The sequence below is a fragment of the Candidatus Accumulibacter propinquus genome, assembly GCF_056856495.1.
In genome coordinates this window covers 1-25,233 of the sequence record NZ_JBSEHC010000006.1, presented here as the reverse complement: position 1 = coordinate 25,233, position 25,233 = coordinate 1, and the positions used below count along the sequence as shown (strand labels likewise).

Annotated in this window: 20 protein-coding genes, 1 tRNA gene and 2 pseudogenes; 15 read left to right on the top strand and 8 right to left on the bottom strand. The window is 63.7% G+C overall.

Going from position 1 to position 25,233, the window contains the following annotated elements; all coding sequences use genetic code 11:
• The first annotated feature begins 9 nt into the window (after window positions 1–9).
• The 4 genes from AC15MQ_RS18625 to AC15MQ_RS18610 are packed head-to-tail and all read left to right on the top strand — an operon-like array spanning window position 10 to window position 4,175.
• On the top strand, window positions 10–1,128 hold the full coding sequence (locus tag AC15MQ_RS18625) for a glycosyltransferase family 4 protein (RefSeq protein ID WP_483080948.1): 1,119 nt from the start codon (window positions 10–12) through the stop codon (window positions 1,126–1,128).
• Window positions 1,128–1,952: a lipopolysaccharide core heptose(I) kinase RfaP gene (gene rfaP / locus AC15MQ_RS18620; RefSeq protein WP_483080947.1), complete on the top strand. Its 825-nt coding sequence runs from the start codon at window positions 1,128–1,130 to the stop codon at window positions 1,950–1,952. Before AC15MQ_RS18625 ends, rfaP begins: the two co-directional genes overlap by 1 nt.
• Window positions 1,949–2,710, top strand: coding sequence for a lipopolysaccharide kinase InaA family protein (locus AC15MQ_RS18615; RefSeq protein WP_483080946.1), 762 nt, complete (start codon window positions 1,949–1,951; stop codon window positions 2,708–2,710). Before rfaP ends, AC15MQ_RS18615 begins: the two co-directional genes overlap by 4 nt.
• A complete protein-coding gene (locus AC15MQ_RS18610) occupies window positions 2,697–4,175 on the top strand; it encodes a lipopolysaccharide kinase InaA family protein (RefSeq protein WP_483080945.1) in 1,479 nt (492 codons plus the stop codon). Before AC15MQ_RS18615 ends, AC15MQ_RS18610 begins: the two co-directional genes overlap by 14 nt.
• 368 nt (window positions 4,176–4,543) lie before the next feature.
• On the opposite strand, the gene AC15MQ_RS18605 is transcribed toward AC15MQ_RS18610, so the two are convergent.
• Window positions 4,544–4,909: a hypothetical protein gene (locus AC15MQ_RS18605; RefSeq protein ID WP_483080944.1), complete on the bottom strand. Its 366-nt coding sequence runs from the start codon at window positions 4,907–4,909 to the stop codon at window positions 4,544–4,546.
• Window positions 4,910–5,284: 375 nt separating this feature from the next.
• On the opposite strand from AC15MQ_RS18605, the gene AC15MQ_RS18600 reads away from it, so the two are divergent.
• Window positions 5,285–5,590, top strand: a complete 306-nt coding sequence (locus AC15MQ_RS18600) for a hypothetical protein (protein ID WP_287655104.1) — start codon at window positions 5,285–5,287, stop codon at window positions 5,588–5,590.
• Window positions 5,548–6,297, top strand: a pseudogene (locus AC15MQ_RS18595) (DUF1254 domain-containing protein); the annotation flags it as partial. The gene AC15MQ_RS18600 and the pseudogene AC15MQ_RS18595, both read left to right, overlap by 43 nt.
• A 242-nt stretch (window positions 6,298–6,539) precedes the next feature.
• Here the strand turns inward: AC15MQ_RS18595 and AC15MQ_RS18590 are convergent.
• A complete protein-coding gene (locus tag AC15MQ_RS18590; protein ID WP_287655103.1) occupies window positions 6,540–7,298 on the bottom strand; it encodes a FadR/GntR family transcriptional regulator in 759 nt (252 codons plus the stop codon).
• A gap of 207 nt (window positions 7,299–7,505) precedes the next feature.
• On the opposite strand from AC15MQ_RS18590, the gene AC15MQ_RS18585 reads away from it, so the two are divergent.
• Window positions 7,506–10,307, top strand: coding sequence for an FAD-binding and (Fe-S)-binding domain-containing protein (locus AC15MQ_RS18585; protein WP_483080943.1), 2,802 nt, complete (start codon window positions 7,506–7,508; stop codon window positions 10,305–10,307).
• Between the two features lie 95 nt (window positions 10,308–10,402).
• Complete coding sequence (locus AC15MQ_RS18580) at window positions 10,403–10,858, top strand: META domain-containing protein (protein ID WP_483080942.1); 456 nt, start codon at window positions 10,403–10,405, stop codon at window positions 10,856–10,858.
• A gap of 257 nt (window positions 10,859–11,115) precedes the next feature.
• Here AC15MQ_RS18580 and AC15MQ_RS18575 read toward each other — a convergent pair whose 3' ends face one another.
• From AC15MQ_RS18575 to clpS, 5 genes are all read right to left on the bottom strand, one after another.
• Window positions 11,116–11,316, bottom strand: a complete 201-nt coding sequence (locus AC15MQ_RS18575) for a hypothetical protein (RefSeq protein ID WP_483080941.1) — start codon at window positions 11,314–11,316, stop codon at window positions 11,116–11,118.
• 118 nt (window positions 11,317–11,434) lie between these two features.
• A complete protein-coding gene (locus AC15MQ_RS18570) occupies window positions 11,435–11,944 on the bottom strand; it encodes an ankyrin repeat domain-containing protein (RefSeq protein WP_287655091.1) in 510 nt (169 codons plus the stop codon).
• The gene (rraA, locus tag AC15MQ_RS18565; protein WP_483080940.1) at window positions 11,941–12,447 is read right to left on the bottom strand and encodes a ribonuclease E activity regulator RraA; all 507 of its coding nucleotides are present in this window, start codon (window positions 12,445–12,447) and stop codon (window positions 11,941–11,943) included. The genes AC15MQ_RS18570 and rraA overlap by 4 nt, the downstream gene beginning before the upstream one ends.
• Window positions 12,448–12,520: 73 nt before the next feature.
• Window positions 12,521–14,779, bottom strand: a complete 2,259-nt coding sequence (clpA, locus tag AC15MQ_RS18560) for an ATP-dependent Clp protease ATP-binding subunit ClpA (protein ID WP_483080939.1) — start codon at window positions 14,777–14,779, stop codon at window positions 12,521–12,523.
• Window positions 14,780–15,088 (bottom strand): ATP-dependent Clp protease adapter ClpS, encoded by a 309-nt coding sequence (gene clpS, locus AC15MQ_RS18555; protein WP_287655088.1) that lies wholly within the window; start codon window positions 15,086–15,088, stop codon window positions 14,780–14,782. It lies immediately after the preceding gene.
• A gap of 259 nt (window positions 15,089–15,347) precedes the next feature.
• Here clpS and AC15MQ_RS18550 point away from each other — a divergent pair, with 259 nt between their 5' ends.
• The 5 genes from AC15MQ_RS18550 to AC15MQ_RS18530 all read left to right on the top strand — a co-directional run bounded on the left by AC15MQ_RS18550 (window position 15,348) and on the right by AC15MQ_RS18530 (window position 20,459).
• Entirely contained in the window at window positions 15,348–15,551 is a 204-nt protein-coding gene (locus AC15MQ_RS18550) for a cold-shock protein (RefSeq protein ID WP_042335273.1), read from the top strand.
• Between the two features lie 353 nt (window positions 15,552–15,904).
• On the top strand, window positions 15,905–17,158 hold the full coding sequence (locus tag AC15MQ_RS18545; RefSeq protein ID WP_483080938.1) for an ISL3 family transposase: 1,254 nt from the start codon (window positions 15,905–15,907) through the stop codon (window positions 17,156–17,158).
• Window positions 17,159–17,446: 288 nt separating this feature from the next.
• A tRNA-Phe gene (locus AC15MQ_RS18540) sits at window positions 17,447–17,522 on the top strand.
• An 887-nt stretch (window positions 17,523–18,409) separates the two neighbouring features.
• Entirely contained in the window at window positions 18,410–19,660 is a 1,251-nt protein-coding gene (locus AC15MQ_RS18535) for a hypothetical protein (protein WP_483080937.1), read from the top strand.
• A 124-nt stretch (window positions 19,661–19,784) separates the two neighbouring features.
• The gene (locus AC15MQ_RS18530; RefSeq protein ID WP_483080936.1) at window positions 19,785–20,459 is read left to right on the top strand and encodes a hypothetical protein; all 675 of its coding nucleotides are present in this window, start codon (window positions 19,785–19,787) and stop codon (window positions 20,457–20,459) included.
• 44 nt (window positions 20,460–20,503) lie between these two features.
• Here AC15MQ_RS18530 and AC15MQ_RS18525 read toward each other — a convergent pair whose 3' ends face one another.
• Entirely contained in the window at window positions 20,504–22,708 is a 2,205-nt protein-coding gene (locus tag AC15MQ_RS18525; RefSeq protein WP_483080935.1) for a thioredoxin domain-containing protein, read from the bottom strand.
• A gap of 316 nt (window positions 22,709–23,024) precedes the next feature.
• Between AC15MQ_RS18525 and egtD the strand changes: the two genes are divergently transcribed.
• Together egtD and egtB are read left to right on the top strand one after the other, a co-directional pair.
• Window positions 23,025–23,960, top strand: a complete 936-nt coding sequence (gene egtD, locus AC15MQ_RS18520) for an L-histidine N(alpha)-methyltransferase (RefSeq protein WP_483080934.1) — start codon at window positions 23,025–23,027, stop codon at window positions 23,958–23,960.
• A 22-nt stretch (window positions 23,961–23,982) separates the two neighbouring features.
• Window positions 23,983–25,233 (top strand): annotated as a pseudogene (egtB, locus tag AC15MQ_RS18515) (ergothioneine biosynthesis protein EgtB); the annotation flags it as partial.

Sequence of the window (25,233 nt, the reverse complement as noted above, 5' to 3'; positions counted from 1 at the left end):
CAGACATTGATGCGAATTGCCTTCTGCCTGTACAAGTACTTCCCCTTCGGCGGTCTGCAGCGCGATTTTCTGCGCGTAGCGCTCGCCTGCCAGGCACGCGGCCACGCCATACGCGTCTACACACTGGAATGGCGTGGCGATATCCCCGCCGGCTTCGAACTGGTGCTGGTACCGGTGCGCGCGCTGAGCAACTGCCGCCGTTATGCGAAATTCAGCGCCTGGGTCTCGGCGCATCTACACGGCAATCCCGCCGACCGGTTGGTGGGGTTCAACAAGATGCCGGGCCTGGACGTCTATTTTGCCGCCGACCCCTGTTACGAAGACAAGGCACGCACCCTGCGTAACCCGCTGTACCGCCTCTCGGGGCGCTACCGCCATTTCGCCGCTTACGAGCGCGCGGTCTTCGGAGCGGAGAGCAGGACCGAGATCCTGATGATCTCGCCGCTGCAGATGCCGCTGTTCCAGAAGTACTACGGCACGCCCGACGTGCGCCTGCACCTGTTGCCGCCGGGAATCGCCGCCGACCGGCGGGCACCGACCAACGCCGCGGCCATCCGGGCCGAATTCCGCAGCGAGTTCGGTATCCAGGAGAACGGCCTGCTGCTGTTGCAGATCGGCTCCGGATTCAAGACCAAGGGGCTGGACCGCAGCCTGAAGGCCCTCGCCGCCCTGCCGCAGACCCTTGCCAGGCGTTGCCGACTGATCGCCATCGGCGACGATGATCCAAAGCTGTTCCGCGCACAGGCGCAGGCGCTGGCCGTCGCCGAGCGCGTCAGCATCCTGCGCGGGCGCAGCGACATCCTGCGCTTTCTGCTCGGTGCCGACCTGCTGGTGCATCCGGCGTATAACGAGAATACCGGCACGGTCCTGCTCGAAGCGGTGGTCGCCGGCCTGCCGGTGCTGACCACCGCCGTCTGCGGCTATGCCCACCATATCGCGGAGGCCGATGCCGGAGTGGTGGTCGCCGAGCCGTTCACGCAGCACGCGCTCGACACCGCGCTGGCTCGGATGCTGGAGGACGAACCCGCGCGCCGGTGCTGGCGCCGCAACGCGCTCGCTTATGCCGGTCGGGCCGACATCTACAGCAATGCCGAACGTGCGGCCGACGTGATCACCAGCGCACGCTGATGGACGCCGGCAAAGTCTTTCTCGACGAACCGTTCCGCTCGTTGTGGGCCGGCAGAGACCCGTTCGTTGCCGTCGAGGCGCTCGCCGGCGAGGTCTACCGCGAGCTGGAAGGGCGACGCACGCTGCGCACCGAGGTCGCCGGGCGCGGCTACTTCGTGAAGATCCATCGCGGCATCGGCTGGGCCGAAATCGCCAAGAACCTCGCCACGCTGCGCCTGCCCGTGCTCGGGGCGGCGAACGAGTGGCTGGCGATCCAGCGCCTGCGCGACCTCGGGGTGGACAGCATGCGCGCCGTCGCCTTCGGTCTGCGCGGCCGCAATCCGGCGCGGCAACTGTCGTTCATCATTACCGAGGAGCTGGCGCCGACGATCAGTCTCGAGGACTACTGCCTGGGCTGGGCGCAGCACCCACCGTCGCTGCGCCTCAAGCGCGCGTTGCTGGTCGCCGTGGCGCAGGCAGCGCGGCGCATGCACCTGGGTGGCGTGAACCATCGGGACTTCTATATCTGTCATTTCCTCCTGCATCTCCAACCCCCACCGACTGCCAACCGGCTGCGGCTGTCGCTGATCGACCTGCACCGGGCGCAGGTCCGGGACATCACGCCGCGCCGCTGGCGCGACAAGGATCTCGCTGCCCTGTATTTTTCGGTACTCGACATGCCCCTCACCCGCCACGACCGGCTGCGCTTTCTCTCCGCGTATTTCGCCCAGCCGCTGCGGCGGGTGCTGCGCGACGAGGCGCCCCTGCTCGCCAGGCTGGCGAACGAGGCACAGCGCCTGCAGGCGCGTTTCGCGCGCAAGTCGGCCGCCGGTGAAATGTCATGATCGACTGGTGGCTGAATCCGCAATACCCGTCGGCGGCAGCCCTGTTCGGTGACATCGATCGCGTCTTTGCGCTCGCCGGCGAGCGGATCACCAGTGATTCGCTGAGCCGCGTGCTGCGGGTCAGCGCTGCCGGCAAGCGTTATTACGTCAAATGCTACAGCGGCACCGGGAAAAGCCCGCTGCGCCGCTGGTTCGGCCTGCGCCGCTGGCTCGGTCCGCCGCGGGTACGCGCCGAATGGCAGAACCTGCTGGCCTTCCGCGCCTGGGGAATTCCGACGGCGACGCTGGTCGCCTACGGCCTGGAACGCCGCTGCGGCGGCTTCAGCCGTGGCGCGCTGGTCACCGAGGAGATTCCCGACACGCTCGATCTGGCCGGGATGGTGAGGGCCGAAGACCCGCGTCTGCGCGACCGCCGCTGGGTCGAACAGGTTTCCCGGCAGGTCGCCGACATCACGCGCACACTGCACGCGGCACGCTTCGCGCACAACGATCTCAAGTGGCGCAACCTGCTGGTCTCCGGCGGCGACCAACCGACGGTTTACCTGATCGATTGTCCCAGCGGCGGCTTCTACCGCGGCGCGCTGCTCGACTACCGGATGATCAAGGATCTCGCCTGCCTCGACAAGGTCGGCAGGAAGTGCCTGTCGCGCAGCCAGCGACTGCGTTTCTACCTGAATTACACGCAGCACGTGCGCACGACCGCCGCCGACCGCCGGCGCATCGGCAAAATCGTTAACTTTTTCAATGGCCGCGACTAAACCGGACTCACCGGGAGCACGCCCGGGCGACGAGTTCCCCGTCCTGATCGATGCCGCCACCCTGCGCGCCGCCGGCCGCAACCCCGGACTACCCTTCCGGATCGCCCTGGCCGACGGCCGACAAATCAGCATGCGCCGTCTGCTGCGCGTGCTGCCGGGCAAGCGTCTGGTCGGCGAAGCCGAAATCGATGGCTGCCGCGTCCTCGCCAAGCTCTTCGTCGGACGGCGCAGCGAGAAACACTGGCGGCAGGAACGCACCGGCCTCGCGGCACTGGTCGCGGCCGCCGTACCAACCCCGGCGCTGCTCGCCGCGGCGCCGCTGGCCGACGGCGGCCACGCACTGCTGACCGCCTTCCTTGATCCCGCCGAGACCCTTGCCGAGGCGTGGGCGCGCTTGCCGCGGCAGTCGCCGGATGACGCCGCCGCCCTGGCCGTGCTGGCTCCGGCAGTGCGCCTGCTGGGCCGCCTGCACGCCGCCGGCCTGATCCAGGAAGACCTGCATCTCGGCAACTTCCTGCATCACGCCGGAGAGGTGCTGGTCATCGACGGCGACGCGCTGCGCCGCGTCGGCCGCGGGCAGCCGCTACCGATGGCACGTGCCGGCGCCAATCTGGCGGTGCTGCTGGCGCAACTGCCTGCCGAATGGGACGACCGGCTGAGCATCCTGCAAGCTCCCTATTGCACCGCTGCGGCGAGCGCCTTTCCCGAGCCGCAGGCCCTGCGCGCCCGGATCGCGCACGTGCGGGCCTGGCGCCTCCGAGACTTTCTCGGAAAAACCGTGCGCGACTGCACGCTGTTTGCGGTCGAACAGACGCTGACCCGGTTCACGGCCGTGCTGCGCCGCCAGGCCGACGCGCTGGCCGCCCTGCTGCCGGACCCGGATGCCGCGCTCGACAGCGCCGTGGTGCTCAAGGACGGCGGCACCTGCACGGTGGCCAGGATCGTGGTCGACGAGCGCGTGCTGTTGCTCAAGCGTTACAACCTGAAGAGCCTGGGGCACGCCCTGAACCGCTGCTGGCGACCGACCCGGGCCTGGCACTCGTGGCGTGAAGCGCATCGCCTGCAGTTCCTCGGCATCCCGACACCGGCGCCGCTGGCGCTGGTCGAGGAACGCATCGGGCCGTTGCGCCGGCGCGCCTGGCTGGTCAGCGAATTCTGCAGCGGACCGAACCTGCTCAGCCACCTCGCCGCCGATCGCGAACCGCCGGCCGCCGAGGCCGACGCGATCGTCAGCCTGTTCGCGGCCATGCACCGGCAGCGGATCAGCCATGGCGACCTGAAGGCGACGAATCTGCTGTGGGACGCCGGCCAGGTGCTGCTCATCGACCTCGATGCCGTCGTCCAGCACCGCTCGCCGGCGACACATGCCCGCGCCTGGCGGCGCGATCGCGCCCGCCTGCTGCGCAACTGGCCGCCCGATAGCGTTCTGCAGCGCTGGCTCGACGCGCGCCTGCCGCCAGCCTGAGCGATCGGAGCTAGCCGTGAGGCGCGGCTCAGAGCGCGGCGTCGGCTGGTGCGCCGGCTGGCGCCACGCTGAACTGCAGAGCTTGCATGCGCAGGAAAGGGTGAGCTGCAGGCGGGCGACACCGGAGAGCAACATCGGGCGGCTGGTGATCGCCTCCAGGCGAGTCTTCGGGTGTGCCAAACGGACAGACCAGCTCCACCCGTTGTAAATCAGTGCCATCGCCCGTGCCGAGAGGTTGCAGCGCTCCAGGTCTTGCGTGATGTAGCCGCCCCAACCCCATTGATTCTTCAGTTCGTCGAAGCCGTTCTTGCAATCGGCACGATCCCGGTACAACTGGCCAATGGCTTCAAGGCGGTAGTCCGTGTTGGTCACCAGGACGGCATACTCCCAGAGCGTGGCCGTATCCGAGCGGTCACGAAGAGGCACAGGGTGCCGATCCAGTACGTGTCCAGGGTAGGGCTGGGTCCGTCGGGCTTGGCTGGGGGGTTGTATCCGATCTCGGCGCCTGCCTGATGGCCGTAGAGTACCTTGACGCTGCTGTCGGTGTCGAGAATCCAGGGCGTACGCAGGGCTTCGCGGCTGCTCTCGAACAGGGCCTTGTCCATCCAGGCCGTGCTCCTGGCCCGTTGGGCCGTGCGCCCAGCGCGCTCCTCGTCACGGCTGCCCTTGGGTGGGTTCGGGGCGAGATGCGCCAAGGCGCGGCGTAGGCTTTCATCGCTGATGACCTTGTTCATGCCGAGAATCCCTGGCGCGACTACGTCGCCGCGCAGCCCGGCCACGTGCGCATAACGCCACTGTCCATCCAGGATCTACAGCAGCCACGTGCCCAGAACATCAACCACTTCCCCCATCGTCCCAGCGAACATGAAACCGGCCGCCAGGGGTGGCCACGTGCATTTCCGCCGCCCCTTGTTCCACTTCCCGCAAGGCTCTATCCACCGCCTTGACCAGATCTTTTCGCTCGAAATCCGCCTCTCCCATTCGGTGATCTTCCCTCTTGGCTGAAAACCCTCATCAGCGCTGAGTTTGCACCAGTTCTTGACTCCCTCATCGAACCGACCGAGCGTGGCAATCGCCGCTTATCCGGCGTCGATCTCCAGAAGCCGCGCATGCGCTCGGTCGCCGAAGCCATCCTGCTTCTCGCGCCCAATCCCGACGGTTTCACGGTACAAGATCTGGCTGACGAAGTGCGTCCGTCGCTGCCTGAAGTCGCCCGCGACGCCTACACCGGGCGACAGGCCGCCTGCGATCTCATGAAGCTCCGGGGCAAGCGCCTGATTGAGCGCATCGCCAAAAAGCGCCGCTACCGACCTCCGCCGATGAGGATCAGTATTCTCGCTGGCTGGCTCATCCTCCGGGAGAAAGTCATCAAACCGCTCCGAACGCCGACACACTGTACACGAGCACCTGGATAGACGTTTCCAAGGAGCCGTGGATCCTGAGCCTCCCGGACATGAAGGAGCGTCATTTCCTCTTCCCGATGCTCGACGGCTGGACCAACGTATTCCAGGTCCCTGGCAACCGGAACACCGGCACGAAGGCACAAACCTACGCCATCACCGGACCGGGATGGACCGGCAAACTGCCCGCCGGCGTGACCGAGTACAAGTCCCCGACGGGGCTGGTCTGGATCCTCGGGCGCATCTACAGTTCCGGCCCCCCCGCGGACTACAAGGAAGTGCACGCGTTGCAGGACAAGGTTTCGGTTGTTCCTTTGTCCGCATACGAGAAGCCCTACTCTCCAGCGCCTGGAACGGTCGACCCGGCCATCGACATGGCCGGAGCACCCAAGCCGGCCCAGGAACTGATCATGGGCGGGTTGAAGGGCGGCACCGTCGCAGGCGACTCCAAGCTTGAAAACGGCTGGCTGTTCTCGACCAAGGTCGGCCAGTACGGTACGAGCTACGTGCAACGCGCACTCGTCACTGCCATCGGCCTCGGCGCCAACCGGCCGGAAGTCGCGGTGTATCCGACCTCGAAAGGGCCGGACATTGCCGCGAGATACAGCGGCGAGAAGAAGTACGTCATGCACTTCGAGAAAGGCCAGCAGCCACCCGTGAATGGCTTCTGGTCGCTGACGAGGTACGATTCAGACTACTTTTTCTTCGATAGCATGAGAAACGATCGTTTGTCGCGCGGTGCGCAGCCCTCTATCGTGGCGACATTCCCTCACGAAGGGCCATCTGAAGCACCAGGAGTCGACATCATGAACCATCCCAATACACTGTCCGTAGCCCAGTCTCATGGTGGCCAGGACCAGCGTGGCGCCGGCGGCGCGGTTGGTTCTTCCGCATGGCGGGCCCTGCAGAAGCTTCTCGCCGGCCTTTGCGAGCCGGCGCAGTCGACTTGCAGGAACCCAGCCGCCTATCCGGCGACCTTCATCAACCTTCCCTGATCCAGATGCCGCTGGCAGCCGGCAGCTGCGTCTTCCCGGCGCGCCAGTTCCGACCACGTGAAGTCGATGTGAGCGAGCATCGCCTGCCTGGCGTCGTCCGGCTGCTGCGTGCGGATCCGCTCCCAGATACCAAGGTGCTGCCGGCGAAGGTGTGCGGTGACGTCTCCCGTCGGAACTTCCATGGCCATCAGATTGAGGGAGATGTGCTCGCGCAGCATGCGCACGATGCCTGAATGCAGGTAGAGAAACATGCTGTTGTGCGAGGCTTTGGCGATGGCCTCGTGGAAGTCGGCGTCGGCCCGGCACTCTTCCTCCTTTTCGTCCGTGTCGTAGGCGTCGGTCAGACGCCTGACGATGCCCTCGATGTTCTCCAGATCGCTGGCGTTGGCGCGTAGCGCAGCGTAGTACGCGTTCGCCCCCTCCAGTTCGCGGCGAAATTCGAGCGTATCCCAACGCAGGTCCGGATGCGCTGCCACCAGTTGCCGCCACGGTGACGAGATTGCCGTCTGCAGGCGGTCGCTGACGAAAACGCCGCTGCCGTGCCTGCTGAACAGCAGGCCGCGCTCCTTCAGGCAAAAAATCGCCTCACGTACCGAGTTTCGCGAAACGCCCAGCGTCTCCGCCAGGACCCGCTCGGCAGGCAAACGCGTGCCGACCGGCCAGGAACCATCCAGCAGGTGCACTTCGAGAGCCCGTCGGGTCTGTTCTGCAACGCTGTGCGATGCCATGGCCATCCTCCCCGAGCTTCCCCGAAGACCCGCCTGACTCCAGGAAACAATTGGTACTACCAATTTCAGGTCAATTCTATCTCTGATTTATCTTCACGCCGTCGGTTTTCGTTAAGTGCAACGTATTATCATGGAGTGAATGCCTCGCCGGCGTTGCAGGGAAAGGGGCGTAACCACCCGTCGGGTCACTGGAGGAGGAAGCCAATAATGAACTCGCTCATTTCTGCCCTGCGCACGCATTTCCCCGCAACGAGCGTCATTACCGACGAACTGCGACTACTGGCCTGGGGCACCGATGCCAGCTTCTACCGGCTGATCCCGCAGGTGGTGGTGGTCGTGGAAAGCGAAGACGATGTGGCGCACGTTCTGGCGGTAGCCGCGCAGCATGGCGTTCACCTGACCTTCCGCGCCGCCGGTACCAGCCTTTCGGGGCAGGCGGTGACCGACGGTATCCTGGTCCTCATCGGTGAAGCTTTCGCCACCTGTGAAATCGGGCCAGACGCAGCCACGGTGCGCGTCGGGCCCGGCATCATCGGCGGCGAGGTCAATTACCGTCTGGCACCGCATGGCCGCAAGATCGGCCCCGATCCGGCCTCGATCAGCGCCTGCAAGATTGGGGGCATCGCCGCCAACAACGCCTCCGGCATGTGCTGTGGTACGGCCCAGAACAGTTACCGCACCCTGGCCGGTCTGCGCGTCGTGTTCGCCGACGGGGCCGTACTCGACACCGAGGACGCGTCCAGCGTCGCCCGCTTTCGCGCCAGCCATGCTGCCCTGGTCGACGAACTCGCGCGTCTGGGCGCCGCCACGCGCGCCGACGCGGAACTGGCAGCGCGCATCCGCCACAAGTACAAGATCAAGAACACCACCGGCTACAGCCTCAACGCCCTGATCGACTACGAAGACCCGATCGATATTCTTGCCCACCTGATGATCGGCTCGGAGGGGACACTCGGCTTCATGTCACGCATCACCTACCGCACCGTCGTCGAGGACCCCTGCAAGGCGAGCACGCTGGTGTTCTTCCCCACCATCGAGACCGCCTGCCAAGCCGTCATCCGCCTCAAGCAGGAGCCGGTGTCCGCCGTTGAAATGCTCGATCGTCCGGCCCTGCGCTCGGTGGAAGACAAGCCCGGCCTGCCACCCATCATTCGGACGCTGGGCAACGATGCCGCTGCTCTGCTGATCGAGGTGCGCGCGGAAAGCGCCGCGCTCCTGCAACAGCGCATTGATGCCGCGCTCGGCGCGTTGACCGGCATCGCCACCGTCGAAGCGCCGACGTTCTCCACCGATCCCGCCACCTGCGAAATGTACTGGAAGGTGCGCAAGGGTACTTTCCCCTCGGTCGGCGCGATGCGTCGCGCCGGCACCACGGTGATCATCGAGGACGTGGCCTTCCCGATCGAGTCTCTGGCCGCCGCCACGCTCGACCTGCAGGCGCTGTTACGCCAGCACGGCTACAGCGAAGGAATCATCTTCGGGCATGCGCTCGAAGGCAATCTGCATTTCGTGTTCACCCAGGATTTCTCGGATGCGGCAGAGGTGGAACGTTACGCCCGCTTCATGGACGAGGTCTGCAAACTGGTCATCGACAAGTACGACGGTTCGCTCAAGGCCGAACACGGAACAGGCCGCAACATGGCACCCTTTGTCGAGATGGAATGGGGCCGGCAGGCCACCGACCTGATGCGCCGGATCAAGACGCTCCTCGATCCCTACAACCGGCTGAATCCCGGAGTGATCATCAACGACGACCCACAGGCGCACCTGAAGAACCTCAAGCCGATGCCGGCCGCTGAAGACATCATCGACCGCTGCATCGAATGCGGCTTCTGCGAGCCATTGTGCCCTTCGCATCGCTTGACCCTGTCGCCTCGCCAGCGCATCGTCAGCTGGCGCGAACTGTCGCGGCGTGCCGCCGCTGGCGAAGAGGCCGCCGACGTCGGCAAGGATTTTGCCTACTTTGGTCTCGACACCTGCGCCGGCTGCGGCCTTTGTTCCACCGCCTGTCCGGTCGGCATCGACACCGGCGAGCTGACGCGCCGCCTGCGCGGCCGCGGGCTGGGGAACAAGGCGCCGTCGCATCAGGTCGCGCACTGGACGGCGGAAAATTTCGGCAAGGTAGCCACCGCCTCCCGCGTAGGCCTGTCCATCGGCCATGCCGTTTCCAGCGTGGTCGGCGAAAACCTCGTCGCTCGCCTCTCGCGCGGCGCATGGAAGCGGGGAATGCCACAGGCCGGCAGGGCACCCAAACCCCACAGAGGCAGCGGCGAGGGCGACCCGGTGGTGTATTTCCCCGCCTGCGGCGGCCGCATCTTTGGCGCCAACACCCCCGAAGAGGCGACCCTGCCGGAGGTCGTCATCGAGCTGCTGCTGCGCGCCGGCTACGACCCGCGCCTGCCGGAAGGCTTCGACAAGCTCTGCTGCGGCCAGATGCTCGCCAGCAAGGGCATGGCCGAGGAGGCCGAGCAGATGGCCGAGAGCGTAACCGCTGCGCTGCTCAGGGCGGCGGACGACGGGCATGGCGGCCATTATCCGGTGATCATGGATGCCAGTACCTGCTCGGTACGCATGCAGAAGCACCTCGCCGGTCGCCTGACGGTGCTCGATTTCCATGAATTCGCCCACGATGCGCTGTTGCCCCGTCTGATGGTAACGCGCAAGCGAGGACCCATTGCCCTGCATATCAATTGCAGCGTCCGCCGCGTCGCCTCCGACAGCAAACTGCGCCGCCTGATCGCGGCGTGTGCCGAAGAAATCGTCGAACCCGCCGGCGTCACCTGCTGCGGCTTCGCCGGCGACCGCGGTTTCGTTGTCCCCGAACTCAACGTGCACGCCCTGCGCAAGGTACACGCGGCACTGCCCGCCAACTGCTGCGAGGGAGTCTCGACCAACCGCACCTGCGAAATCGGCCTCACCGCCGAAACCGGCCGCCCCTACCACTCCATTGCTTACCTGCTCGAGGAATGCAGTCGTACGGAAACCCTGTCGGCCCATTGCTGCATCTAGATCCGTTCCACAAGGCTTTTGACACCCGCGTAGGCGACCCGATGTGGCGGGCACCCTAGAAGCGAATCATCATTTGGTGAGAATGGGAGCGTCTGATGAAATCCTCTTGTTCGTTCGCGCTACTGCTCCTGATGCTTGGCGCCTGCACGACAACCCCCGAGCGTTCGGTTCAACCCTTGTCGGGTACCTCCTGGCAACTGGTCGCCATCGAGTCGATGGATGACGCCCAAGGCACGACCAAGATCGCCGGGCCGCAGCGCTACACTTTGAGCTTTGGTGCAGATGGCCGGGCGGCATTTCGCATCGACTGCAATCGCGGCACCGGCAGTTGGCAAGCAACGCCGGCTGCCCGCGATTCCGGCTCACTGACCTTCGGGCCGATCGCCACGACGCGCATGACGTGTCCACCGGGATCGCACGACCAGAAGATGATGCGCGAGCTGCCCTATGTACGTTCCTACCTGCTCAAGGACGGCAGACTATTCATGTCGCTGATGGCAGATGGCGGTATCTACGTGTGGCTGCCCTATTCTCGGGCAGAAGAGAAATAGAGGGGTGTGGGTGTTGCTGCTGGTCCAACCGCGACGGCCGACTTCATCGTTGGTAGTTACAACACCGTCCGCTGAATTCGAAACTTGGTTACCAGCAGCTGAACTGTCAACAGACCAATAAAGGCGCAAAAACGACCGCTTGTAGCATCCAACAGTCAGCGCTCTATGCGCCCGCCGCCAAGTGGGCTTCAGGGTGTTGACCGTCCTGAGCGGCAGCAACTCATCAATCTGGTTATAGGGCCAGATCGGGAGTTTTTTTAAGAACCGCGGCAAGAAAAAACCATCCCGCACCGGGAGGGGAAAATGGATATGAACCATTTTTCGAAGCCAGCCTTACGAATGTGGCGAGCTTCGTTGGACTTGATCGCATTCTTGCAGGGGCGAACGTCTTTGTCGTAGGCCTGCTCGAATCGCTCAACGAGCGGATGAATCGCACGATAGATCATGATGCGGGCCATGCCTACCGTTCTTGCCAATGGTGCTCAAAGTTCGGCTCGCCAATGATTTTTTGAGGACGTTTCCAGGTCCTTCGAACACCGTCCACCGGGTCCTGTCGAACCGGGGTCCGGGAACCCTCTATTTCTTGTCCATTTCCCGTGCGGCCCTGATCATGTCCGCATCCAGCACGGCAGTGTCCGTACCATAGCAACGCACCATTTCGATTTCCTCGAATACCGGCTCCTGCTCGTCGCTGGCTACTGGAGGCGTAACCGTCTTCGTTCCGTATTGCTGCCCTCGCCAGCGCGCGATCATCATTTCCTGTTTCGTGAGCCCGGTTTCCATGTTCGGCGGAACCTCGGCTCCCAATTCGATCAGGATTTTGACGACCTCGGTCCTGTTCCCCCGAATAGCCATCGACAAAGGAGATGTGGGCTGTGAGTTATCTGCGGTATTGACTTTGGCGCCCCGTTGGACCAGTTCGCGGACGATGTCGGCGTAGCCCATGAAGCAGGCCACACCGAGTGGCAACCCGGGGTCACCACGGCCATCAAGCAATTCAACCGGCGCGCCTGCATCTAGCACGGCACGAACCTCGTGCAACCGGCCTGTCCGAATCGCTCTGAGCAGGTCGATGGCAGGGGTCACCGGGTTTCTCCGTTGAGTGGTTGGTCACTGACGATGACCCCATCGCCATCCACATAAATCCATTCGCCGGGCCTGAAGGTGACTCCGCCAAAGCTGATCACCATATCGTGCTGGCCCACGCCCTTCTTGACGCTCTTCAGCGGATGCGTATTGAGCGCTCGCAGTCCGATGTCGACCTGGCCGATGTCATGCGCGTCACGAATGCAGCCGTAAACAATGATTCCTTCCCAACTGTTCTTGTGGGCCAGGAACGCCAACTGGTCGCCGACAAGTGCGCAACGCAGCGAACCACCGCCGTCAACAACCAGCACCTTGCCCTTGCCCTCTCCGGACAGGGCTTCTCGCACCAGCGAGTTGTCCTCGAACAGCTTGAGCGTGACGATCTGGCCACTGAAAGAAGCCCGCCCGCCGTAAGGCTGGAACATCGGTGCCACCACACGGACGCTACCGTTCTGGGTCTTTTCTTCGTGTCTGTCGAGGAGGTCGGGTGTCTTGAAGCTCATGCTGCCTGCCTTGTGGGTGGTTGAGGGGAACCAAAATCCTTACGGGCTGGTTGGCCAGGGAGGTCGTCGGCGGTCAAGCTACGATCGCCGGCTCTTCTTCGAAGGTCAGTTTGACCTTCTGGTTTGCGTCGATGTCCACGGTAACGTGGCCGCCACTGGCAAGCCTGCCGAACAGCAGTTCGTCGGCCAGAGAGGCGCGGATCGTGTCCTGAATCAGGCGCGCCATCGGGCGGGCGCCCATGAGCGGGTCGAAGCCATGAGCAGCGAGATGCTCCTTCAATGCCCTGGTGAACACCGCTTCGACTTTTTTCTCGTGCAATTGCGCTTCGAGTTGCATCAGGAACTTGTCTACCACACGCAGGACCACCTCGCGGTCGAGCGCCTTGAACGAGATCGTGGCGTCCAGGCGATTGCGGAACTCGGGGGTGAAGATGCGCTTGATCTCGACCATCTCGTCGCCGGCCTGTCTCGATGGGGTGAAGCCCATCGTGGACTTCTGGATCGCTTCCTGCCCGGCGTTGGTGGTCATGATGATCACCACATTCCGGAAGTCGGCCTTGCGCCCGTTGTTGTCGGTCAGCGTGCCATGATCCATCACTTGCAGGAGGATATTGTAGATATCGGGATGCGCCTTCTCGATCTCGTCGAGCAGCAGCACGCTGTACGGCTTCCGGGTGACGGCCTCGGTCAGCAGGCCACCCTGGTCGAACCCGACGTAGCCAGGCGGTGCGCCGATCAGGCGTGACACTGCGTGCCGTTCCATGTATTCCGACATATCGAAACGGATCAGTTCGTTCCCCAGGCAGTAGGCCAATTGCTTGGCTACTTCGGTCTTGCCGACGCCGGTGGGACCTGAAAACAGGAAGCTGCCAATCGGCTTACTGGGATTGCCCAGTCCGGAACGGGCCATCTTGATCGCCCTGGCGAGCGCGTCGATGGCTGCCTCCTGGCCAAACACGACCGCTTTCAGATCTCGGTCGAGATTCCGCAGGTTGTTCCTGTCGTCGGAGGAAACGTGCGTCGAAGGAATGCGCGCGATCTTGGCGACGATCTCCTCGATGTCGATCTTGCCGATCAGCTTTTTCTGCCTGGACTTCGGCAGGATCCGTTGCGCGGCGCCCGCTTCGTCGATCACATCGATCGCCTTGTCCGGAAGGTGGCGGTCGGTAATAAAACGCACCGACAACTCGACCGCCGAGGTCAGGGCTGCGGCAGAGTACTTGATTCCGTGGTGGGATTCGAATCGCGACTTGAGCCCTTTGAGGATCTCGACCGCTTCGGCGCTCGACGGCTCGCTGACGTCGATCTTCTGGAATCGCCGTGACAAGGCGTGGTCTTTTTCAAAGATGCCGCGGTATTCAGTGTAGGTCGTCGCACCGATGCATTTCAGCTGTCCGGTGGAGAGCGCCGGCTTGAGCAGGTTCGAAGCGTCGAGTGTGCCGCCAGAAGCCGATCCGGCACCGATCAGCGTATGGATCTCGTCAATGAACAGAATGGCCTGCGGGTTGTCGCTCAATTGCTTGAGAACCCCCTTCAGGCGCTGTTCAAAGTCGCCACGATACTTGGTGCCGGCCAGCAACGAGCCCATGTCGAGACAGTACACGTTTGCTTTGGCAAGAATTTCGGGGATGTCGCATTCGACGATCCTGCGCGCCAGTCCTTCTGCTATGGCCGTCTTGCCGACGCCAGCCTCGCCGACCAGCAAGGGGTTGTTCTTCCGCCGGCGGCATAGCGTCTGAATGACGCGCTCAAGCTCGCGGTCACGACCGATCAGCGGGTCGATCTTGCCCTGGAGGGCAAGGGCGTTGAGATTGATCGTATAACTCTCGAGCGGGCCGGCCGCCACTGGCGGCTCGCTTTCAGTCTCGACCTCAGGATCGCTACGTGGCGCGCTCTGAGGAACCTTGCTGATTCCGTGGGCGATGAAGTTGACGACATCCAAACGCGTGACACCCTGCTTTTGCAAGTAGTAGACCGCGTGCGAATCCTTTTCGCCGAAGATCGCCACCAGGACGTTGGCCCCGTTCACTTCCTTTCGGCCCGATGACTGAACGTGCAGGATCGCACGTTGAATCACGCGCTGGAAACCCAGCGTCGGCTGGGTATCGATCTCGTCATCGCCGGCGACGGTCGGAGTGTGTTCGCCGATAAATCGTGTCAGATCCTTGCGCAGTTGTTCGATATTGGCGCCACAGGCGCGCAGGGCTTCCGCTGCCGACGGATTGTCGAGCAGGGCAAGCAGGAGATGCTCCACGGTAATGAACTCATGACGTTTCTGCCGCGCTTCGACAAATGCCATATGCAAGCTGACTTCGAGTTCCTGCGCAATCATTCAGTTTTCCTCCATTACGCACGCCAGGGGATGCTGGTTGCTGCGTGCGAAGGTTGTGACCTGCTCAACTTTTGTGGACGCGACATCGCGCGAGTAGATTCCACAGATTCCCCGCCCTTCGGTGTGGACTTTGAGCATGATCCGCGTCGCTTGTTCTCTATCCAGGCCAAAAAACTTTTGCAGAACGACGATCACGAAATCCATCGGTGTGAAGTCGTCGTTCAGCAGCAGGACCTTGTACAGTGGTGGCGGCGCGAGTTGCGCGCGTCTTGCTTCGAGCAGTGAACCGTCTTGATGCTTTGTTGCCATGGATGAATTCTAACGGGTCTTTGCGGATGCGCAATACCGCTGTAGGCCAATCTTGGCGCAATTGGGCAGCCTGGGGAGTCGTAAACGCGGAAAACAGTTGACGGGTACGCCTGACTTGGCGTAAAAAGGGGACATGTTTTTAGTCAAGCCGATGGGTCGTGGTTCTGCGTGTGTCAAATCCCGATCCGGCCGTTGTTGAATTAAAAGCATGCAAGTCGGGAAATGCCCGGATTTAGTCTTTTTTCAAGGAAGTGGCAATATGGCAACTGGTACAGTAAAGTGGTTCAATGACGCCAAAGGTTTCGGCTTCATTACTCCGGACGATGGCAGCGAAGATCTTTTCGCTCATTTCTCCGCGATCACCATGGGCGGGTTCAAGACCCTCAAAGAGGGCGAGAAGGTTTCCTTCGACGTGACGCAGGGCCCCAAGGGCAAGCAAGCATCGAATATCGCGCGCGCTTGATCGCGTCAGGTGTGCAATAGGGACCCGCCTCCGGCGGGTTTTTTTTCGCCCGACAGGGCGAACGGTCCTGAGGGGGAAGTCCTCTACCTGCCCGGCAAACGGAAGAGTTGGCCCGTTGCTGACGTTCGCCGTGCCTGTATCGGTCAATCGGGATCTATGTCGTTTCGTGTGGAACGGGCGGTGGCCTTGTGGTTTTGAGGGGGCGGCGATGTCAAGGGCGGACGAAGTCCGGGCGTAGCCGAACCCTTGACATCGCCGCCCCCTCGCTTACGCTTCCTCCGGGCCGAGGGAGGCAGCCTGCCGCACTCGGCATGGAGGACAATAGCGGCCTTCCTTCTCTCGACCGGTTCCCCATGATTGAAACGCTGTTCACCCAGGCTCTGGGTCTTGTCGCTCCTTGGCAAGTGGATCAAGTGATCTTTACACCCGAAGCGGGGCGGATTGACTTCCAGGTGACGTTCAGCGCAGCAGTTCATGCCTGTCCGGCCTGTCGAACGGCGGCGCAGCCACTGCACGACCGCTTGGCGCGCTCGTGGCGCCATCTGGATTTTTTCCTGTATGAAGCTCATCTGCATGCCGCCGTGCCGCGCGTGGCCTGTGCCGTCTGCGACAAGGTGACACAGATTCCCGTGCCTTGGGCACGGGAAGGGAGTCGCTTCACCCTGCTGTTCGAAGCCTTGACGCTGATGCTGGCACCGACCATGTCGGTATTGGCGGCCGGCCGGCTGCTGCGTGTCCGCAGTCGCAGACTGTGGCGCGTGATCGAGCATCATGTGAACAAAGCGCGCGCCAAGGAAAGCCATGCCGAGGTTCGCGCCATTGGTGTTGATGAAACCGCCAGTAAGCGCGGCCAGACGTACATCACTGTTTTCCATGATCTAGACAAGCCGCGCCTGCTGTTTGCCACGCCTGGCCGGGATAAGGCCACGCTGGGGATGTTCGCCACCGACCTCACCGAGCATGGCGGCCAACCGAGCGCGATTACGCATGTCAGTATGGACATGAGTGGATCCTTTCAGGCCGGCGCCGCCGAACACTTTCCCGAAGCCGAGGTCTGCTTCGACAGATTTCACGTGGTCGCCCTGGGCAGCACGGCCCTGGACGAGGTGCGCCGTGCGGAGGTCAAAAGCGAACCTGAACTCAAAGGCACCCGCTGGAGCCTGCACAAGAAACCCGCCGACTGGACCATCAAGCAAACCCAGACCATGCACTGGTTGCAGCGCTCCAACCTCAAAACCGCACGTGCCTGGCGCATCAAGGAAGCATTGCGCGCGATCTATGCCACGGCCAAGACACCTGACGAGGCCAAGCCCCTGTTGAAGCGCTGGCTCAGTTGGGCCTGTCGTTGCCGACTGGAACCCTTCAAGCGCCTCGGCAGGACCATTACCAAGCACCTTCCTGGCGTACTCAACGGCTTCGAATCCGGCAAACACAACGGCCGTGTCGAAGCAATGAATAGAGCTCTTCAGGAGGCACGTGCCCGCGCCCGCGGCTATCGCCGCGTCGACAACTTCATCGCCATGGCCTACCTCATCGCCGGGAAACTCATCCATTTGCCCGTATCTCCCTTCGTCCCTTTCAGGCCCGTTCCACACGAAACGACCTAAACCCGTCAATCGACGTGCGAGGAGCTCTCCGAACCGGAAAAGCCGCGCCCAGCGATCCTGCCGGCCCCCCAGCAACCGCTCGACGGCCTCCTCTCTTTTTGTGTGCACCACACTGTCTGCGACCCAAGCCCTACTTGCCCGACAGCCCGCCGTGATCTGACCGCCACGCCGGCGAAAGCAGGCGTTACCGGCCAACGGATCGGAGTTGGCCCATTCGTGCAGCAGGACTGATCCATTCCCAAGTTTTTTGACGACGCGCGATCGATTGGGTATACTGCGCGACTCGTTGGCCAAGTAGCTCAGTTGGTAGAGCAGCGGACTGAAAATCCGCGTGTCCGTGGTTCGATTCCGCGCTTGGCCACCAAAATTCACAAAACCAACCTTTCTCGGTTGGTTTTTTTTCGCCTATTCCCGCCAACGCCTCTCTGTCCGCTCTGTTCTCTGGTGGTCTCACGAGTGGTCGTGAGGTCACTTCCTTTATTTGCGCGGGTTTCAAGGCGGTCGGTTGTGGTTGTAAACTCCTGCAGCAGAAGCGACCGAGAGTAACGCAGGCACAAAATAACCGCCCTGAGGCGGTTGCTGGCACGGTGTTCGACGCGGTCACGAGGAATGCGCGACAACCCGCATCTGATCGCTCGCTCGTTAGAAGGCCTGATTCCAAACTGGGCCAGTTTCGGGGACAGGCGCAGCAAGCGCCTGAACGCAGGCCAGCGCGAGGTGGCTGCAGTCTCACCGTGGCGAAGCGCACACGCAGCCGCCCGCCGCACTACACCAATCGCACCATACGCAAACCCGGCGGGACGGGGTAAAGGCATCATCGTCGCTCATGCCCAGGACTTCCACCAGGGACCGCGTCCGGGCTTCGGCTTTCAGCAGGAAATGCAGACTCATGGTATTGGCTCATGGGAGTACGTCATGAGGACCAGTGTAACCACGGCCGGGCTCGCAGAATGCGCCTGCTCGAAAGAAATCGTCGTCGCCGGGACGGCCCCAGGGGGGTTGGGATGGCTGCTCCATAATGCTGGAAGTCCGGCGGACTGCTGTTTCTTGGGATGAAGAAGATCCTGAGCGACGAGAGCCCGTGCCGCGCCCCGGCTCATCTGGCGCCGCATCTGGGCGCCGGCAGGCAGAGATCACTCGCGAGTGGATCTCCCTCTGGCGCCGGACTATATTGAACTCATAGCCATACCGTTGGTGTGGGGGATAGCGTGTCGTTGCCGCCTGGTGTCGGACGTTCAAGGGGGGAAAATCATGTTTGGCAACCAGGTGAGGATCGGCCGTGGATCGTGCCGGGACGGAAAGGTGGCCATACTGATCAGAACAGCCGTTGCCGTGTTGGCTGTCAGCTTGCTGATGCACGCTACTTCGCTCCATTTCGGCCAAGGATCGTCATTTGCCGCGGGCAGCAAGCCACCTGCGCTGATTACCTATCCGAATCAGGTTGTCCGGACCGATAAACCCGGTCAGATCGCTCTGTGGATCGAAGGTGAGGATTGGCAACTGCGCGTCGATATGCCCGGCTTCGTGCATGACGAGTGGCCATTCACTTCTCCCTCCCAGTTCCTCTTCATGACCAACCCCGGCTCAGAGACGACGGCCAGCATCTTCGCCGAGCGCATAGCTGGCGCTGATAGCGAAGAGTCTTGTCGCAGGCACTATGCGGCCACTTCTGGTCAAGTTCGAGAAGGCGCAGCCCGCTCTCTCGGCGAAGGGGGCACAGCCGGGCCGGTCTCCGAAGTCGAAATGAACGGAAAACTACTGTTGGTCTTCGAGTTTGGTTCCGATCGTCTCCCACTCCGGGACTACCGACGAAAGTCTCTGCACTGGTTTCCGTATTACCGTGGATTCTGCTTCGACTTCCATTTCGATGCATCGAGTCCGTCCGCCGAGAAGGAAGTCCTGCGCATCCTCGATTCCGTCGCCTATCTGGCCCAGAAGCCGACGAATACGGACGTCGAGCGACTGTTCTATCTGTACCACTTCCGGATTCGCCTCAACGTTCCGATCGACTGGCGCTGGGGCTTTCGGCCACTGCCCGACGGTCCGATCGGTGGAATCGAGCTGCGGCAGCCTGAAAAGGGTGAGGTTTTCTCGTTCTTGATCGCTCCGCTCGGCACAGCAAACTCGTCCGAAGACCAGACCGGAGCGATGACCGTGGCGGCGCGGCAAACCAAGCTGGGTCGGGGTGATGCGGTTAGCTATACACGTAGTAAGTGCAGTGTGGAGACCTGTGTCAAGTATTACGATGTGACCATCCGTGGTGACGAACCCCAGTATTCGCAGGGTTTCGCGACCTACGGGTTCAGGTATCACCGCCACGGGTTCGTGAGACTTGGCGATAGCATCGTGAGCATTTCCCTCTTGTATAGCGACGGCGGCACGGCGGCTGCCGAGCATCTCACGGAGAACATCACCCAGGCAAAGGTGCTCGATCTCAAGGAGTTCCGCAACAAGGTTGAGCGCGGGGATGTCAAGGAACTGATGAAGAAAATGCCGAAGTAAAGTGATGGCCCAAGCGCCGGCATGCGGATGTTCCGGTGATGAATCGTCCCTCGGGGAATCGGGTGGCTGCCAGGGAGTGGAAGACGAAATGATCTTCTCGAGTTAGTTGGGAAACCTGCGCGAAGTGATTCGGCCACGGCAAAGTGCGGCAGCGCGGGCGATCCGGATCACGCGTCTGGCGCTTCTCTTCGGAGTGGCGTTGCGTGTCGCCTGCGGGTTGGCTTGGGCCAGTGAAGAGGGCGCCTCGAAGTCGGGCACGGCGTCCTTCCGAGTCTTCCCGAATCAGATCTTCACCACCGGCCAGCCTGGGCAACTGGGCCTCTACATCGAGGGGGAGGACTGGCATCTCCTGATCGATATGCCCGGCTACGAACAAGTCTCCGAAGTCGGCAAGCCGCCAGAGTTTTTCATGCCCGAGCACTTCCTCTTCATGCGGCATCCCGCTTCAGGCACGACGGCAAGCATCCTGGCTGAGAAGGTGCCCGGCGCTGACGGCGAGCGAGCGTGTCGCGAGTGGCACACACCTTACACCAGCAAAGCCCGCGATCAGACGGCCCGCCACGTGGGCAACCGGGGAACCGTCGGGAAGGTCGTCGAGGTCGAAAGACATGGGAAGCGGCTGCAGGTCTTCGATTCGGAGGATCGGCAGTTTGGCCCGCGCAAGGCGATCTTCTGGTTCCCCTACTATCGGGGCTTCTGCTTCACCTTTTTCTTGGTGTTCCAGGCTGCCGAGGCCGAAAAGGAAGTTCAGCGCATCCTCGATTCGGTGACGTACCTCAACCATCCGCCGCCGCGCTGACATGCGCGCTACGGGCAATCCGCTCATCCGCGAGCCTCAGGAATTCAGGAGCCCGCTTCGCGTAGCTGAGCCTCCAGCCCTGCCGTATCGCTGACCGGCAGTTCGCAGCGACCGTGACGGCAAACATACCCGGTCGGGCGGCCGCCTTGCGCGATCTTGTCGCCGACAAAGGGGATCGTTTGCGCCAGCGCTTCGATGGCCGATTCGGGCGCGGCGGCGAGCGCGCGGGCGGGCAGGAAGTGCCGCCGCAGGACGGCCAGCAAGGGCGCGCCGGCCGTCGCCGCGCCATCCGGCCAGACGATGGCGATCTGGCGCGGCGTGGTGGCCAGGAAATCGACGGCCAGCAGGGCCTCGGTCATGGCGATCGGCCGCTCGGTGAGTACCGCGGCATTGGCACGCAGGCCCCGCTCGGCGATCTGGCGCCAGCGATCGTCGTCGGTGAGCACGCCGAGGCGGAGCGCATTCAGCAGGGCGACCGAAGTTCCGGAAGGTTCGGCGCCGTCGTAGGCGGGCTTTTCGCGCGCGATCAAGCCCTCGTGCGCCTCGCTGCTCATGAACCAGGCGCCTGCCGGATCGGCGAACAGGCGCTCGGTGGTCTCGGCCAGCGCCAGGGCGTCGCGCAGGTGGCGCACGTCGAAGGTGGCTTCGTAGAGATCGATGAGGCCGGCCGCGAGGAAGGCATGGTCATCGAGGAAGGCCGCTTGCCGTGCCTGGCCGTCCTTGAAGCTGCGCCGGAGTCCGCCGTCGGCGCCGCGCAGGCGAGTGAGAACGAAATCCGCCGCGCGCACCGCCGCGGCGACATAGTGCGGTGCGTCGAGAATGCGTCCGGCGACGGCGAGGGCCGAGATCATCAGCCCGTTCCAGGCGGCGAGGATCTTCTCGTCGCGCAAGGGCGGCGTGCGCCTGGCGCGTACCGCGTAGAGCCTTGCACGCGCAGCGGCCAGCGCCTCCCAGGCGGCTTCGTCGGGATGCGGCACGTTGAGGATGGTGTGGCCTTCCCAGTTGCCGCCCGGGTGAACGTCATAGTGTGCAAGGAAACGTTCGGTCGTGTCGCCGTCGCCGAGAGCGTCCAGTTCGCGCCGGATCTCGTCCTCGCGCCAGACGAAGAAGCGTCCTTCCTCGCCTTCCGAATCCGCATCGGTTGCCGAGTAGAAGCCGCCGCCGGCGTCCGTCATCTCGCGCAGGATGTAGTCGCAGGTCTCGCGCGCGACGCGGGCGAAGTCCGCGCGGCCGCTGACCTGAAACGCCTCGGCGTAGGCCACGACCAACAAGGCGTTGTCGTAGAGCATCTTTTCGAAATGCGGGACCAGCCAGCGGACGTCGGTGGAATAGCGGTGAAAGCCACCGCCAAGCTGATCGTAGAGGCCGCCGGCGGCCATCTTTTCCAGCGTCAGGGTCGCCATGCGCAGCGCGTCGGCATCGCCGGTGCGCTGGTGATAGCGCAGCAGCAGGCGCACCGGGATGTGCGAAGGGAACTTCGGCGCCCGGCTCAGGCCGCCGTACCGGGCATCGAAAGACTGCCGGTAATGCGCGACGGTGGCGTCGATGACGTCGCTGGCAGGCAAGCCGATGGCAGCGTCGGCGCCGCCCGTTCCGTACGCGCCCTGCATGTCGTGGCGAATCGCCTCCACCAGCGCCGTGCACGCCTGCCGGACACGATCGGGATCGCGCTGGAAGGTGTCGGACAAGGCGCCGAGCAGCGGCAGGAAGCCACGCGGGCCGCCGCGGCCGCCGTCGCGTGGCGGGAAGTAGGTGCCGCCGAAAAAGGGTTCGCGCGCTGCGGTCAGCCAGACGCTCATCGGCCAGCCGCCGGCGCCGGTCAGTTGCTGCACGGCGCTCATGTAGACGGCGTCGATGTCGGGACGCTCCTCGCGATCGACCTTGATGGCGACGTAGTGACGGTTGAGGAAGCGGGCGATCGCCGCGTCCTCGAAGGACTCGGCCTCCATCACGTGGCACCAGTGACAGGTCGAATAGCCGATCGACAGGAACACGGGCCGGCCGAGCCGCCGCGCTTCGGCGAACGCCTCGTCACCCCAGGGGAACCAGTTCACCGGGTTGTGCGCGTGCTGCAGCAGGTAGGGGCTGGTCTCCAGAGCCAACCGGTTGGTGAACAGCGGCCGCCCGTCGCCGTCGAGGTGATGCGTGCGCGGCACATAGGCCGGCCCGCGCAGGGCAATCGCGCTGGCAAGCCGCGCTTGTAGCTCGGTGGCAAACGGGTCGGCTCCGGGGGGCGTACCATCAGGCATTGCGTGCTCCTCGCGGCGGGGGGTGGTCAGGTGGGTCAAGGGGAGCGGTGAGTATAGGTCAAGCGCGATCGCTCGGCGGCCGCAAGCATGCCTGGGACGGGCTGTCGACCAGGCATGCACACCGTGCGTAGGGCGTTTGCCTTTTCTCGCCAGCCCGGCCGGAAGTGTTGTAAGGTTTGCCGGTGCGTAGCGAACCGAGAGGGAGTGCCGGAATGTGCGCGTGACGCGGCCGGAGTCCTGGCCGCGCAGGGATCGCCGGGAGCCGGAAATTCGTGACACCCGAAACCGCCACTGGACACGACTGGAGAACACGGAATTGCCCCCAGCTTCGCCTGCTCTTGCCGCCGAAATCACGGAAATCGCCGCCGGGCTTGGCGCGGCGCCGGCCACCATTTCCCCGAAGTATTTCTACGATGCCGAGGGTTCGGTGCTCTTCGAGCGGATTACGCGCTTGCCGGAGTATTACCTCACGCGTACCGAGCGCGCGATCATGCAGGCCCACGGCGAGGAAATCGGCCGGCAGGTCGGCCGCGGCGCGACGGTGATCGAACTCGGCGCCGGCAACTGCGAAAAGGCGCGCCGCCTCTGCGCGCTGATCGAGCCGGGGTGTTTCGTCGCCGTCGACATCTCGGCCGACTTTCTCCACCAGGCCGTTGATGGCCTGCGCGACGCCTTTCCGGCGCTCGACGTTCGCGCAGTGGTCGCCGACCTCCTGGGCGAGCTTGCCCTGCCTGACGACATACCGGCCGATCGGCGGCTGGTCTTCTATCCCGGTTCGTCGATCGGCAACTTCGACCCGCCGGCGGCGCTTGCCCTGTTGGGTCGCATGCGCGCTCTGCTGGCCGCGGATGGCGCCTTGCTGATCGGCGTCGACCTGGTCAAGGACGTGGCCGTGCTCGAAGCGGCCTACGATGACGCCGCCGGGGTGACCGCCGCGTTCAACCTGAACGTCCTGACGCACCTCAACCGGCTGCTGGGCGCCGATTTCGACCTCGTTCAGTGGCGACACCGTGCCCTCTTCAACCGCGAGAAGTCGCGTATCGAGATGCATCTGGAGGCCTACGCCGACACGCTGGTGACGTGGCCGGGCGGTAGCCGGCACTTTTGCCGCGGCGAACGCATCCACACGGAGAACAGCTACAAGTACCGCATCGCCGATTTCGCCCACCTGCTCGAGCTCGCCGGCTTCGCCAGTTGCTCGTGCTGGACCGATCCCGGGCACGCCTTTGCGGTGCTGCTTGCCCGACCCTGACGACCTCATGGAGGCTGGCTCGATGAACACGAACGACCTCGCCGCCCGCTACCGGTTGGTGCGTGATGCCAGCCTGGCACTGATCGCCACCCTGTCGGCAGAAGACTGCTGCGTGCAGTCGATGCCCGACGCAAGCCCGGTGAAATGGCAGCTTGCCCATACCACCTGGTTTTTCGAGACCTTCGTCCTCGAGCGCTGGGAGCGAGACTTCAAGCCCTTTCACGCCGCCTTCCGGGTGCTTTACAACTCGTACTACAACGCCGTCGGCGACAAGCATCCGCGGCCGCAGCGCGGGCTGTTGACGCGCCCGGAACTGGCCAGCGTTCTCGCGTATCGCGCCGATGTCGATCGCCGCGTGCAGGACATGCTCGCCGAGAGGGCGGCGGATCCGCATCTGGATGCCGGATCTGGCGGCATTGCTCACCCTCGGGCTGCACCATGAGCAGCAGCACCAGGAACTGATCCTGACCGACCTCAAACACCTCTTCTCCCACAGTCCCCTGGCCCCGGCCTACGCGGTCAGGCCGGCGGCCGCCGAAGCCGCACCAGAGCTGAACTGGCACGACTTTCCTGGCGGCATCGTCGCGATCGGCCATGCCGGCACCGGCTTCTGCTACGACAACGAAACGCCGCGCCATCGCGTGTTCCTCGAACCCTATCAGCTGGCGTCACGCCTGGTCACCAACGGCGAGTTCCTGCAGTTCATCGAGGCCGGCGGCTACGCCGATCCCGTGCATTGGCTGGCCGAGGGCTGGGACTGGCGCCTGGCGGAGAACCGCCGCCAGCCGCTGTACTGGCAGCGGCCGGGGAATTGGCAGGAATTCACCCTGGGCGGTCTCGTTCCCCTTGATCGTCAGCGGCCGGTAGCGCATGTCTCGTATTACGAGGCCGATGCCTATGCGCGTTGGGCCGAGGCGCGGCTGCCGACGGAGGCGGAATGGGAGAACGCGGCCGCTACGCTGCCGGTGGCCGGCCATTTCGCCGGTAGGCGCGAGTTTCACCCCGCTGCCGCTGTCGCTGACGGTCTGGCGCAGTTGTTCGGGGACGCCTGGGAATGGACGCGCTCAAGCTACGAACCGTATCCCGGTTTCCGCGCCGGAGCCGGTGCCGTCGGCGAGTACAACGGCAAGTTCATGGTCAATCAGTACGTCCTCCGCGGGGGGTCGTGCGTCACTCCCGACGCGCACGTGCGCGCCAGCTACCGCAACTTTTTCCCGGCATCGGCGTGCTGGCAATTCTCCGGCATCCGCCTCGCCCGCGACGTCGAGCAGGC

What these genes read in the sequence shown, in the direction of transcription:
- AC15MQ_RS18625 (WP_483080948.1), top strand. Translation starts at nt 10, where the DNA reads ATGCGAATTGCCTTCTGCCTGTACAAGTACTTCCCCTTCGGCGGTCTG.
- rfaP (WP_483080947.1), top strand. Translation starts at nt 1,128, where the DNA reads ATGGACGCCGGCAAAGTCTTTCTCGACGAACCGTTCCGCTCGTTGTGG.
- AC15MQ_RS18615 (WP_483080946.1), top strand. Translation starts at nt 1,949, where the DNA reads ATGATCGACTGGTGGCTGAATCCGCAATACCCGTCGGCGGCAGCCCTG.
- AC15MQ_RS18610 (WP_483080945.1), top strand. Translation starts at nt 2,697, where the DNA reads ATGGCCGCGACTAAACCGGACTCACCGGGAGCACGCCCGGGCGACGAG.
- AC15MQ_RS18605 (WP_483080944.1), bottom strand. Translation starts at nt 4,909, where the DNA reads ATGAACAAGGTCATCAGCGATGAAAGCCTACGCCGCGCCTTGGCGCAT.
- AC15MQ_RS18600 (WP_287655104.1), top strand. Translation starts at nt 5,285, where the DNA reads ATGCGCTCGGTCGCCGAAGCCATCCTGCTTCTCGCGCCCAATCCCGAC.
- AC15MQ_RS18590 (WP_287655103.1), bottom strand. Translation starts at nt 7,298, where the DNA reads ATGGCATCGCACAGCGTTGCAGAACAGACCCGACGGGCTCTCGAAGTG.
- AC15MQ_RS18585 (WP_483080943.1), top strand. Translation starts at nt 7,506, where the DNA reads ATGAACTCGCTCATTTCTGCCCTGCGCACGCATTTCCCCGCAACGAGC.
- AC15MQ_RS18580 (WP_483080942.1), top strand. Translation starts at nt 10,403, where the DNA reads ATGAAATCCTCTTGTTCGTTCGCGCTACTGCTCCTGATGCTTGGCGCC.
- AC15MQ_RS18575 (WP_483080941.1), bottom strand. Translation starts at nt 11,316, where the DNA reads ATGGCCCGCATCATGATCTATCGTGCGATTCATCCGCTCGTTGAGCGA.
- rraA (WP_483080940.1), bottom strand. Translation starts at nt 12,447, where the DNA reads ATGAGCTTCAAGACACCCGACCTCCTCGACAGACACGAAGAAAAGACC.
- clpA (WP_483080939.1), bottom strand. Translation starts at nt 14,779, where the DNA reads ATGATTGCGCAGGAACTCGAAGTCAGCTTGCATATGGCATTTGTCGAA.
- clpS (WP_287655088.1), bottom strand. Translation starts at nt 15,088, where the DNA reads ATGGCAACAAAGCATCAAGACGGTTCACTGCTCGAAGCAAGACGCGCG.
- AC15MQ_RS18550 (WP_042335273.1), top strand. Translation starts at nt 15,348, where the DNA reads ATGGCAACTGGTACAGTAAAGTGGTTCAATGACGCCAAAGGTTTCGGC.
- AC15MQ_RS18545 (WP_483080938.1), top strand. Translation starts at nt 15,905, where the DNA reads ATGATTGAAACGCTGTTCACCCAGGCTCTGGGTCTTGTCGCTCCTTGG.
- AC15MQ_RS18535 (WP_483080937.1), top strand. Translation starts at nt 18,410, where the DNA reads ATGTTTGGCAACCAGGTGAGGATCGGCCGTGGATCGTGCCGGGACGGA.
- AC15MQ_RS18525 (WP_483080935.1), bottom strand. Translation starts at nt 22,708, where the DNA reads ATGCCTGATGGTACGCCCCCCGGAGCCGACCCGTTTGCCACCGAGCTA.